This is a genomic window from Nostoc sp. JL23, assembly GCF_017115065.1.
GTDB lineage: Bacteria > Cyanobacteriota > Cyanobacteriia > Cyanobacteriales > Nostocaceae > Nostoc > Nostoc punctiforme_A.
In genome coordinates this window covers 56,024-67,566 of sequence record NZ_JABXKN010000021.1, presented here as the reverse complement: position 1 = coordinate 67,566, position 11,543 = coordinate 56,024, and the positions used below count along the sequence as shown (strand labels likewise).

The window sequence follows — 11,543 nt, the reverse complement described above, 5'->3', positions numbered from 1 at the left end:
AACGCAGGTGAGCGATGTTTCCCCTCTGGCTAACCTGACCAACCTCACACAGCTAAATCTTAGAAGAACGCAGGTGAGCGATGTTTCCCCTCTGGCTAACCTGACTAACCTCAAAATCTATCAATCCGCAAGAGGTTAAAATAAAGTCCCTTTTGTCAATCAATTAAAATACTCAAAATAGTTTTAATAAGAATGATAATTGTGCATAAGGACATGGGTAGGAGGCAAGCAACACTTGCCTTCTACCCCTCTATTTACTTATCATTATCCTTAAGGCTCTTGACAACTTAAATTTCCTGTTGGAATCTTAGCTAACTTACGATCGCACCTGACACGCCATTCATAGATCCATTTACAGAAGAAGGCTGAACAGAATCGGCTATTAAAGGATTGGTGACTTTGGAATTGCCTAATACGCTTCGCTTCTTCTTAGTATTACCTCGTCTAGCACCACCCGCCATCTCGTATTCCTGGCTGATTTTACCGTAACGGCTGGCAACTCCTAGTAACATTTTTTCTGACATAGCTATTACAACCTGTTCTGCGTTCTTCACGTCATCCGTGAGTTTGTCAATTGTAGATAACGCAGTGTTGTAAGCAGCAAGCTTAGATCGGAGATCGTTAATTGTCCTATTATAAGCTTCTATAGTCAATCCTTGGCCAAAATCAAGTTCTACACTGATAGATTGCAAACTTTCAATCCGGCGATCGGCTCGTTCTAAAACGCTGGAATTTCTTTTACGACGTGCCATAATGCATCTCTGCTACTAGGTTAATAGTACTGTTTTATACAAAAATATTTTTAATGTCATGGGGAAATACTACAAATAAGTTGCGTAGGCGTAGCCCATATTAGACATTGCATTTTCCAAAGCTTAGTTAATTTCACTTAAATTATTTTTAGATTTCAGGTAGTAAATCAATTCATAAGTTCATTACAACAAATGCTGCAATGATTTAAGCCTTTCTTATACATGGAAGAGCATGTGTTGCAAAGTATTAAGCCATTGCAGCAATTAATTATACATTTCTTGGAAATACTTAAGCCTTTCTTATACATGGAAGAGCATGTGTTGCAAAGGTTTAAATTTTTACAGCCTGAAGCGTAGAAGCAATGCTTGTGGCGGACTACGCCTACGCGCTAATCAAACAAATAGCGATCGCCTTTGCCTTAACTCTTACGATAAAATAGCCCCTTAAAGCTTGTTAACGCGATCGATGAAGTCCTGTTGGTATTGAGGCAGATAATTTATGACAGCCAGAGAGCAACTTATTCAGGAAATTGAACAGGTTTCAGATTCTTTAGTAGAAGAAGTACTAGACTTTTTGCTATTCATAAAAGGTAGACAAGATCAAAAAAATTCCACATCTCATGGTGAGCAAAGCCAGCCATCTGAGCCAAGCATTCTAGAGCGCATGGGAGGAATTCCCCAGCATTTGCTCTCAGTAGGTAATTTATCAGAGCGAGATGTTCGGAGAGCGATTATTGCATCACGGATAAAGCAGAGTCGCCAACAGGAATCATGACCTATTATCCTACGATTTTAGTAGATACAGGTTTGTTGGTTGCTTTTTATGACTCAGCAGACTCACATCACGATCGGGTGGTTGAGTTTTTTGCTGGATGTACCAGTCGATTGGTAACGAGTGAAGGTTGTGTCACTGAAGTGATGTGGCTATTAGCCTCTGACTGGCAGGTGCAAAACGAGTTTCTGTCCCACCTAGCAAATCACATATATGAGTGTGAATTTCTTACATCTCAAGATTTTGCTCGGATTGCTGAACTGAATGCCCAGTACGCTGATTTGCCAGGAGATTTTTCGGATTTATCCCTTGTGGTAATTTCTGAACGCCTGAATGTCGCTGCAATCGCCACACTCGATAAAGATTTTAATATTATATCGGCGCTATCGTAACCAACCGTTTACACGAGTTTTCTATCCTTAAGTAATTTTGCCAGCGATCGCCTATAAACATAAGAATGTTAGGATATCTTTCACAAGCTGCATCTGACTTATGAAATTAGTTTGCTCCCAAAGCGATCTCAGTACAAATCTCTCACTCGTTAGTCGTGCAGTCCCCTCACGGCCAACTCATCCAGTACTTGCCAATGTGCTGTTACAAGCGGATGCTGAAACTAACCAAGTAAGTTTAACAGCCTTCGATCTCAGCTTGGGAATCCGTACCAGTTTTAACGCAGAGGTATGGCAAAGTGGGGCGATCGCACTTCCTGCTAAGTTACTTGTAGATATCACCTCTCGTCTTCCAGAAGGCGAAATCACTCTTGATGATGAATCAGCCTTGACAGGTGCAACATCCGGTGGAGAAGGTTTAATAGTTACACTCACACCCAAAAGTGGACATTACCAAGTCCGAGCAATGGGGCCGGAAGAATTTCCCGAACTGCCCATAATTGAAAATACAGAAGTAATCAACCTCACCACCACTGCATTAATTGAGGGATTACGCGGTTCATTGTTTGCTACGAGTGCTGATGAAACCAAGCAAGTACTCACAGGAGTTCATTTAACAGTTAAACAAGATACTCTAGAATTTGCAGCTACCGACGGACATCGCCTCGCAGTAGTAGAAACTAGCAACGAGCGTCCTCTAGGCGGAACCAGTCAACTAGAAGTAACAGTACCAGCGAGAGCATTACGCGAACTCCAACGGATGCTAGCTCATAGCGCATCATCAGATGAACCTGTAGCTTTATATTTCGATCAAGGTCAAGTTGTGTTTGCATGGCAAAATCAACGTTTGACTAGTCGCACATTAGAAGGACAATATCCTGCTTATCGGCAATTAATTCCGCGCCAATTTGAGCGACAAGTAACAATTGAACGGCGACAATTTGTCAGCACTTTGGAGCGGATTGCTGTGTTAGCCGATCAGAAAAATAATATTGTCAAGCTCAGTATTGATAGCGAAGCTCAAGAAATTACCTTATCTTGTGAAGCTCAAGATGTGGGCAGTGGTAGAGAGTCGATGCCGGCACAAATTTCTGGGGAAAATATAGAAATTGCCTTTAACATTAAGTATTTGATGGAAGGCTTGAAAGAGTTACCATCTTCCGAAATTCAAATGCATTTAAATCAAAGCCTAACGCCAGTAATTTTTACACCATTGGGTGGCTTGAAAATGACCTATTTAGCTATGCCTGTGCAACTAAGAAGTTAGAGATTATTTATCAAGTAAAAATCCAATTACTGTAGGATTAAATGTCATTTAACTCTAATTTAGATCCCCAACTTATTCAAAAAGTCGGAGATTGGGCAATACGGTTTAGCTAAAGGTAAAAGTCTTTGCCAATGACAAATGACAAATGACTAATGACGAATTTGTTGAATCGGAATTTCAATCCAAAATTCTGTACCTAACCCCGGCTGAGAATCACATCTAAACACACCACCGTGTTTATCTACTACAATTTGGTAACTAATTGATAACCCCAAGCCAGTGCCTTTTCCCACTGGCTTAGTTGTGAAAAAGGGATCGCAGATTCTTGCTCTGAGAGCTTCGGGTATTCCTGGCCCATTGTCTCTTATGCGAATTACTACACTCTTGATATTGCCTTCAAGTTCTCCAAAAGCAGTATGGATTGTAATTTGACTGCTATGGGAATTTGATTGAGATTCACTATAATCTTCTAAAGCATCGATCGCATTGCTTAAAACATTCATAAATACCTGATTTAGCGGCCCGGCATAGCACTCCACTAAAGGAAGGTTAGTATATTCTTTGACTAATGTAATCGCCGGACTTTCTGGTTTTGCTTTCAAGCGATGCTGCAAAATTAGCAAGGTGCTATCAATACCTTCATGAATATCAACTGGTTTTTTTTCTGCTTCGTCAAGGCGAGAGAAATTCCGTAAACCCAAGACAATCTGCCGAATGCGATCGACCCCAATTTTCATGGAAGATAGAGTTTTGGGCAAATCCTCCATGATAAATTCTAAGTCGATATCGAGGGCGCGATCGCTAATCTCAGAGCTAGGGTTGGGGGTATTTTGTAAATAGAGTTCTAGTATACTAAGTAAATCTTGGGCGTAATCATTGACATGATTGATGTTGCCATAAATGAAGTTCACGGGGTTATTAATTTCGTGAGCAACACCAGCTACCAGTTGACCTAGTGAGGACATTTTCTCAGTTTGGATCAGTTGGGTTTGAGTTCGCTGTAAATCATGCAAAGCTTGAGCTAGCTTTTGAGTCTGCTCTTTGGTTTGATTATGTAATTGTGCTTGTTGGAGTGCAACCCCAAGCTGATTGGCAATTTGAGTAATAAATTTAATTTCCGAGGCTTCCCAATGGCGGGGTGCAGAATTCTGGTAAGCTGCTAACAAGCCCCATAGCTGTTGCCCAATAAATATAGGTGCGATCGCATAAGCCCTTGCTTGAATTTGCTCTAGAACTGCAATGTGACATTGAGAGTGGCCAACTTCATAGATATCATCGACTGCAAAGGTTTCATTGTGACGATATCGCCCACCTTGGGTTTCCTGCAAATAGCTATCTTGCCAAACTGTATTAGTATTAGAATTTACTAACTTTATCCAACTATCACCCACAAACTCGGCGATATATTCACCACTCCAATCAGCCTGGAAGCGGTAGACTGCAACTCGATCCGCTTGTAGTGATTTACAAATTTCTTGGGTAGTTGCCTGAAAAATCGCATCTAGATCAAGAGATTCTCTAACTTTTGCCACAACTTCAAACAATACCCGTTGTTGTTCTGCTGCTTGTTGCAAATCTAATGTCTGTTGTTGTGTCTGAGAGAGTAAATCAGCTTGCTGGAGTGCTACGCCCATTTGGGCGGCAATCTGACTGAGAAAGTTAACTTCAGAAGCTTTCCATTGCCGAGGGCCAGTGTGTTGATAAGTTGCCAGCAAACCCCAAAGTTTTTGCCCAACAAAAATCGGCGCAAGCACAAAAGCATGAATTTGAAACTGCTCTAGATTGTCGATATGACACTGAGCAAACCCCATTTTGTAGATGTCATCAACTGCAAATGTTTCATTATTGCGGTAGCGTCCTCCTTGTGTGTCTTGTAAGTATGTATCATTCCAAATTGTATTAATACCTAGTTCCGACTCATTCGACCAGTATGGACTAGCAGCCTCGAAATCCCCGACAAATTCACCACCCCAATTAGCATCAAAACGATAAACAGAAACGCGATCGGCTTTAATTAATTGACAAACTTCTTTAGTTGTGGTCTGAAAAATCGTATTTGTGTCTAGAGATTCTCGAATTTCGGCAATAACTTTAAACATAGCTTGTTCTTGTTCAGATGTGCGTTGTAACTCAACTGTGCGTCTTTTAACTTGTTTTTCTAAATTTTCATTGAAGACTTGTACTTGTTGGTGTAGTTCATACTGCTGAACTGCCGAAGCAAAGTGTTTACTGAGGTTTCTAGCCAGTTCAATCTCTTCAATTGTCCATTTTTGAGCTTGTGCTGTTTTAGATTCGCGCCAAACCTCAAAAGATCGCCGGGGGTACAGTTGTCTTTGATCGCTGTCATGCTGCCCCGCCCATAAAGTTTCTATATCTACTTCATTGCGGAAAATACTTAAGTAGCCCAACAACTGCTGACGATACTGGAGTGGGATCATCAACACACTGCGAATTTTAGTTGGCTCAAAAGCAACTTGCAAACTCCGCAACCCAGGAGTGTTATATATATCTGAAATTGCCCAAACATCGTAGTTAGTAAACTTGTAGTGTTCGTGCCAGATACTATATTGCTCGATGAGTGGATATATAGTTTGTTCTGGCATTACAGGTTGCTGTCCACAGATATAAAGCTTGATACAAGTATTTCCTGGTATTAAGCATTCTGTTAAGCTGGTGACGTTGCCATTGTGGAAATCAAAAGCTTCATTTCTAATGCAAAGCCTGCCACCAACACCATTAAAAGCAGCAACAGCCGCTTCTAGGGCTGGCTGTAAGACTATCGTTGGTAGTGAATGTAGTAAGGTAGCAATGCGGTTAACGATCGCTTCTCGTTCGGCTGTTTTGCGAACTTGAGTGAGCAGGGTGCTTTGAGCGATCGCTACTGACAGCTGCTCGACTACCATTTGTATTGCTTCTAGCTCATATTCTGAAATCGAACGCGCTCCAGAATTATGAGAGACTAGCAGCCCCCAAAGTTGATCTTGATAGAGAATAGGCGCTATTACAGAGGATTTTACCCCCATTGCCGTCAGATATTCAATATGGCAGGGGTCTACAGGGCGGTAACGGATCTTCTCTGAGATAGTTTCTCCATTATCCAAGTCACGCAAATGAATTTGACCAATCTCTTTAGTATCAACATTCACAACAGAACGCACCCGTGATTTGATAAATAGTTCACGGGCATAGGATGGAATGTCATCGTTGGGAAAATTTAGCCCCAGTAGCGACGGCAAACAATTTTTATTAATCGATTCAGCAATCACTTGACCACTACCATCAGGATGAAATTTGTAAATCATCACTCGATCGGTTTTTAATAGCGATCGCACTTCTGCCGTTGTCACTGTGATAATTTCTTCCAACTCTAAGCTTCGTCGGATACGGTTTGTAATACGGCGTAGTAAACTTTCTTCATCGCGACATAAGGGCAAATCTTGTTCAGGATTGGAGGCCATTGTTATAGCAAAATAAATTAATAATTTGAAAACAGGCATAATTAAATCTAAAGACATTGTGAAATTTATTTCATCATTTTGTCTTCAGTAAAACTACGGTCAAATCATTAATAAAAATATTTTTTCCCTTTTATCAGAATTCACCAAAACATCATAAAAACAGACGCTAAAAAGATTGCGTCTGTACTAGCTACAAGAGAAATTTCTTGCATTTTAGTTTTAAATTTTTGTTGACAGAGTAACCTTCAACAAAATTAAACTTTTGTATTGTCAGCAAAGCGAATTTTTAGATAGTCATTTTCCATCTTTGCTCCGGCTGGTTGTAGTGCTGCTAAGGCTTGTGGCAAAACTAAGTTACGACGATGGTTGCCAATAGTGATGTTCAATTCGTCTCCAGTTTTACTAAGTTGAACTTGGTCTTTAGGAATACCAGGTAAGTAAAGTTCTAAGCTGTATTGGTTTTCCTCTTGCACTACTCTAAGAGTTGTTTCTTTGTAATAAACCTGAGTTGGATCTTCATCTTTATAAAGAGTTTCTTTCAGGCGTTCTAATGAAGCCAAGCCGCACATTTCCTCAGAAAATAGGGGAACTTCTTTTACAGGCAGAGGGTGAAAATTATCATGAATTTCCCGGCGATATTGCTCCTGACTTTCCTTCCAACGTTGGAAAAATGGGTCTTGGACTTCACTAGGAATAATCCGATTCGCCACTACTAAATCTGTTGCAACATTATACAAACTCAGATAAGCATGGGCACGGAGGGATTCTTTAATCACCATCTTTTCGGGATTTGTTACCAGACGCACTGAGGTTTGAGTATTATCTGTTAATACTTTTTCCAGAGCTTCAATTTGTTCATAGAACTCATAAGGTGCATCCATCACCTCTTTATCAGGTAGCGAAAAACCAGCAATTGGTCTAAAAAAAGGTTCAACTAAAGGTCTAAGTGCCACCGAGATGTTTTGAAATGGCTTGTAAAAACGGCGCATATACCAGCCACCGACTTCAGGCAAACTCAGCAAACGCAGTGCTGTGCCAGTGGGGGCCGAGTCAATAATTAAGACATCAAACTCACCTTCATCGTAATGGCGTTTCATCCTTACCAAGCCAAAAATCTCATCCATCCCTGGTAAAATTGCCAATTCTTCCGCCTGTATGCCGTCTAAACCCCTTGCCTGTAAAACTTGGGTAATATAACGTTTCACAGCACCCCAGTTTCCCTCCAGTTCTTGGAGTGCATCCAATTCAGCACCCCACAGATTTGGGCGAATTTTTTGGGGTGCATGTCCCAGTTCCATATCAAAACTGTCTGCGAGAGAGTGGGCGGGATCTGTACTTAAAACCAACGTCTGATAGCCTAGTTCCGCACAACGCAGTCCAGTTGCAGCAGCAACGGAAGTTTTGCCCACACCGCCTTTACCAGTCATTAAAATTACACGCATAGATGCTTTTATCCTGCCTGAGAATTTTTTACATTTATTTACATTATCGACTGTTTAAGGAAAATAAATGTTGTTTCAACACGTCTAGGCATTATTATGAGTATTTACCCTAACTCATCCGTTAGGTTTTGCTGCAATAATTGGTCAAGCTTAGTTTCCAGTGCTGAGAGTTTTTTAAGAATTGTAGGGCGATCGCCATCAATAGAAATTAGTAGATTGGTTATTCTCTCTTGTATATTCGTTAATTGTGCTACTGCACTCTGGATTTGAAGCATTCCTTCTCGGAGTTCTTGGCGTTCCTGACGTGCTTCCGCCATTTCATCTAACATAGCTTGGACTGTTTTAGCATTACTCTCAATTAGATGTTTGAGTTCTTTATCAGTCATTGCGATCGCGCTTTGGAGTTGAGTTTATTATTAACTCTAAAGTATTGAGGGATTTTGTTTCAATCCCCAGTAGGCAGCACAGTTGTGCTGCCCTGCACTATGGTTTAATTACCTAAAAATTGCTGTAAGGCCTATTTACTGGCTCAACATGGCAAAAGCTTGCTCAACAAGCATCTTCGCCTTGTGCAAGTTCAACAGCTTTTCTTGTTCAAATCTATCGGGGTAAGTCATTTTCCTACCTTCTAGCGTTAGCCGAATCAGTGCTATTTGCTCATCTGTAGGTGAACTCATCTCATCTATTGCTGCGCCAATATACTGAAAAGTCGTGAAAGTGGGAGCTTTTAACCCTCTTCCCTCTTGCATCTGATGTAGTGCTAATTGCGGGAATGCCATCAGAGAAGTGATGTAAGAAACTTTGTATCCTGGGTTTCCTGTCGGCTTGACACCGTAGCGTCGGCATAAGTCGCGTAACTCTCGGATGGTTTTGATTTCAAGTTCGGAACGCGTGAACATAAAATAGAAGTGTCCATTTTTGATAGTGGATATTGGTAGGTGTCAACTTTTCCAGGGTGAACACCTACCTTAAATACAATCTATTGTTATGCGCGCATATCGTTCAAGGTATATTTACGTTTCTATATAAATGCCTAATCCCAAAGGAACACCAGAAAATTTAAACCCTATTGAATCAAACAGAGAAGAAAAGTTAATAGCAAATCTGAGCTTTCGTGTTACCGAATCTATGAAGGAAGAGGTAAAGGCTAAAGATGACCCACCAGAATTTTGCCGTCGTGCTATTCAAAAAGCACTAGATGAAGAGAAAGAGAAGTAGTTAGAACTAGCCCTTTCAAGGTGGATAAAAATTTTGGTCAATAAATTCCTCTTAAGCTCTTTACTCTGTGTCCTCTGCGCCTCTGTGGTTAAATAAGTCACTTTTAAACCGCAGAGGCGCAGAGAGCGCTGAGAAAAAACAATCCTATTTTACGAGTCACCTTGAAAGGACTAGTCCTATACGCTTATTTTTCCTACTTTAACTCTTCTGGATTAACCCCCAATTCCTTCAATCTAGCCTTCAGTTCTTCCACTTGCTTCTGTGCAAGTTCCCTCTGTTGTCGTTCAACCTCAGTTTCTCGTTCTGCGGCTTGTGCCCTTTCTTCTGGAGTCGCTACCAACTGATTATCTACGATGAACTACCCCACCCTACTTCGTTGAGGGTGGGGTTTCTACATCCCCACCAGTAGAGTAAGATTTCTGACGCTTCTTTTGACCCAGTTGCTTCATGCTTCCCGCAGTCTTGCGGGTGCGCGAAGTAGAGCTAGAATCATCTGCGCCTGCTAGGTTCGTTCCAAACCCAGGTAGTTGATTTGAGTACCAAAGCAACATAACTTCACTAGCAGCAATATCACGCTGCTGAGTGTAGTTACAGTTAGAGCAAATATGCAATCTCTGGTCTAAAGATTTCTTTTCTTGATGCCCACATTTAGGGCAAGTTTGAGATGGTTTTATCTTCTTGGTTGGCGCTTGTGAAAATACACCACTAACATCATCCAATTTAGCCTTAAGAGATTGCTTAAGCATCCCCATCCCGACATCCAGAATTGATTTATTCAGACCAGACTTTTGCTTTTTACGTTTGCCTTTCTTTGCCTTGGCACTCATGTTTTTGACTTCTAGTTTTTCAGTTACCACCGTGCTATTACTGCTTACAATTCGTGTGGTAATTTGATGAACCCAGTTCTGTCTTTGATTAGCCACTTTGCGATAGACTTTGCTAATCTGACTCTGAACTTTCTTCCATCTTCTAGAAGCTTTCTGTTTTTTCTTATAGTTAGGTGAACGCTTACGACGTTTATCTTTACTTAATCGTTTTATTTTTTCTTCTGCTTTCCTGAAAAATCTAGGAGCAGGAATCAAACCATTTTCTTGTCCATTAGTCCAAGCGATAGCGTCATTGCATCCTAAATCAATTGCAATTACACCATCATCTGTTTTACGGCTATTTCTTAATAGTTCATCATCCACATCTGAAACTATAGATGCGTACCATTTTCCGTTGCGGTGAACTATGTCTAGGGCTTTTAAATGACCCCACAATCTAGCCTTACCCCGCATTTGGATAGAACCAATTTTAGCTAGTTCTAAATAGCCGTTATCACCTGTGCTGTGGCATTTCCATCCTGTGAAAGATGGATAACTCCATCCAGAATAGCGACGAATTGATTTGAATTTAGGATAACGACCTAGACCTTGGAAAAATCTTTGAAAAGCTAGGTCAACACGCTTTAATGTTGCTTGTAATGCTTGGGAATTTATCTTTTTATATTCTGTCCAAACTTCCTTGAAATCTGGCAGACAATTCTGTTGTTCAAAGTAGGAAACTGATTTACTAAATCTCCTGTAAGACGTAATTCTATTAGACACTGCGGCATTATAGAGTTCCTTATGAAGCCTCCGATGATAGTGCAATAAATCATTCACTTTTTTAGTTGGATATAACCTAAAAGTCGCTCTACGCAATGCCACTAATTACCACCCCCTTACAACAATCAAGACTCATAGTATAGTACCATTAATAAAATTCAGTTGTCAACATGAAAACTCAGTTTAGAAAAGCGTCCCATGCGGTTTTTAGCATTCACTTACACGTCGTGCTTATTGCTAAATACCGCAAGGAAGTTATCACGCAGGAAATACTTGTTAAGTTGCAAGAAATATTCAATCGTGTTTGTGAAAAACGTAAATGTTTTCTTACTGAGTTTAGTGGTGAAGACAACCATGTACACTTATTGATAGACGTACATCCTGACAACAACATTTCACAGCTAATTGGTTCACTCAAATCAGCATCAAGTCGTATTATTAGAAAGGAATTTCAGGATTATCTAAAACAATATTATTGGAAAGAGAAAGATCCTAGCTTTTGGACTGATGCCTACTCTGTTAATTCAGTGGGTGGCGCACCGCTAGAAATAGTCAAAGAATATATCCGTTCTCAGGACAAACCCGAAAGATAGTATTGTCAAAAGCTCAACTGTCCTATCGACTGTTTATACCTACGGTAAAAATCATCAATAGGA

Annotated in this window: 13 protein-coding genes; 6 read left to right on the top strand and 7 right to left on the bottom strand. The window is 40.5% G+C overall.

The window, feature by feature from the left end:
• The first annotated feature begins 7 nt into the window (after positions 1–7).
• On the top strand, positions 8–139 hold the full coding sequence (locus HWQ42_RS35420) for a hypothetical protein (RefSeq protein WP_367119033.1): 132 nt from the start codon (positions 8–10) through the stop codon (positions 137–139).
• 172 nt (positions 140–311) lie between these two features.
• On the opposite strand, the gene HWQ42_RS03000 is transcribed toward HWQ42_RS35420, so the two are convergent.
• The gene (locus tag HWQ42_RS03000) at positions 312–752 is read right to left on the bottom strand and encodes a hypothetical protein (protein ID WP_292809160.1); all 441 of its coding nucleotides are present in this window, start codon (positions 750–752) and stop codon (positions 312–314) included.
• A 499-nt stretch (positions 753–1,251) separates the two neighbouring features.
• On the opposite strand from HWQ42_RS03000, the gene HWQ42_RS02995 reads away from it, so the two are divergent.
• From HWQ42_RS02995 to dnaN, 3 genes are all read left to right on the top strand, one after another.
• The gene (locus HWQ42_RS02995) at positions 1,252–1,527 is read left to right on the top strand and encodes a hypothetical protein (RefSeq protein ID WP_292809159.1); all 276 of its coding nucleotides are present in this window, start codon (positions 1,252–1,254) and stop codon (positions 1,525–1,527) included.
• Complete coding sequence (locus tag HWQ42_RS02990) at positions 1,524–1,916, top strand: PIN domain-containing protein (RefSeq protein ID WP_334701074.1); 393 nt, start codon at positions 1,524–1,526, stop codon at positions 1,914–1,916. Before HWQ42_RS02995 ends, HWQ42_RS02990 begins: the two co-directional genes overlap by 4 nt.
• 100 nt (positions 1,917–2,016) lie before the next feature.
• Positions 2,017–3,180, top strand: a complete 1,164-nt coding sequence (gene dnaN / locus HWQ42_RS02985; protein WP_292809157.1) for a DNA polymerase III subunit beta — start codon at positions 2,017–2,019, stop codon at positions 3,178–3,180.
• Between the two features lie 149 nt (positions 3,181–3,329).
• Here the strand turns inward: dnaN and HWQ42_RS02980 are convergent, their stop codons facing one another.
• The 4 genes from HWQ42_RS02980 to HWQ42_RS02965 all read right to left on the bottom strand — a co-directional run bounded on the left by HWQ42_RS02980 (position 3,330) and on the right by HWQ42_RS02965 (position 8,979).
• Positions 3,330–6,638, bottom strand: a complete 3,309-nt coding sequence (locus HWQ42_RS02980) for a GAF domain-containing protein (protein ID WP_292809164.1) — start codon at positions 6,636–6,638, stop codon at positions 3,330–3,332.
• A 254-nt stretch (positions 6,639–6,892) separates the two neighbouring features.
• Positions 6,893–8,080, bottom strand: a complete 1,188-nt coding sequence (locus tag HWQ42_RS02975) for a TRC40/GET3/ArsA family transport-energizing ATPase (protein WP_099101231.1) — start codon at positions 8,078–8,080, stop codon at positions 6,893–6,895.
• Positions 8,081–8,184: 104 nt separating this feature from the next.
• Positions 8,185–8,466, bottom strand: a complete 282-nt coding sequence (locus tag HWQ42_RS02970) for a hypothetical protein (protein WP_292809154.1) — start codon at positions 8,464–8,466, stop codon at positions 8,185–8,187.
• Between the two features lie 135 nt (positions 8,467–8,601).
• Complete coding sequence (locus tag HWQ42_RS02965; RefSeq protein WP_292809152.1) at positions 8,602–8,979, bottom strand: hypothetical protein; 378 nt, start codon at positions 8,977–8,979, stop codon at positions 8,602–8,604.
• A 130-nt stretch (positions 8,980–9,109) separates the two neighbouring features.
• On the opposite strand from HWQ42_RS02965, the gene HWQ42_RS02960 reads away from it, so the two are divergent.
• Positions 9,110–9,298: a hypothetical protein gene (locus HWQ42_RS02960; RefSeq protein ID WP_292809150.1), complete on the top strand. Its 189-nt coding sequence runs from the start codon at positions 9,110–9,112 to the stop codon at positions 9,296–9,298.
• A gap of 193 nt (positions 9,299–9,491) precedes the next feature.
• On the opposite strand, the gene HWQ42_RS02955 is transcribed toward HWQ42_RS02960, so the two are convergent.
• Positions 9,492–9,638, bottom strand: a complete 147-nt coding sequence (locus HWQ42_RS02955) for a hypothetical protein (RefSeq protein ID WP_292809148.1) — start codon at positions 9,636–9,638, stop codon at positions 9,492–9,494.
• 28 nt (positions 9,639–9,666) lie between these two features.
• Positions 9,667–10,989 carry a transposase gene (locus HWQ42_RS02950; RefSeq protein WP_292809146.1) on the bottom strand — a complete coding sequence of 441 codons (1,323 nt, stop codon included), beginning with the start codon at positions 10,987–10,989 and terminating at the stop codon, positions 9,667–9,669.
• Positions 10,990–11,057: 68 nt separating this feature from the next.
• On the opposite strand from HWQ42_RS02950, the gene tnpA reads away from it, so the two are divergent.
• Positions 11,058–11,480, top strand: coding sequence for an IS200/IS605 family transposase (gene tnpA / locus HWQ42_RS02945; RefSeq protein ID WP_292809144.1), 423 nt, complete (start codon positions 11,058–11,060; stop codon positions 11,478–11,480).
• The last annotated feature ends 63 nt before the right edge of the window (positions 11,481–11,543 follow it).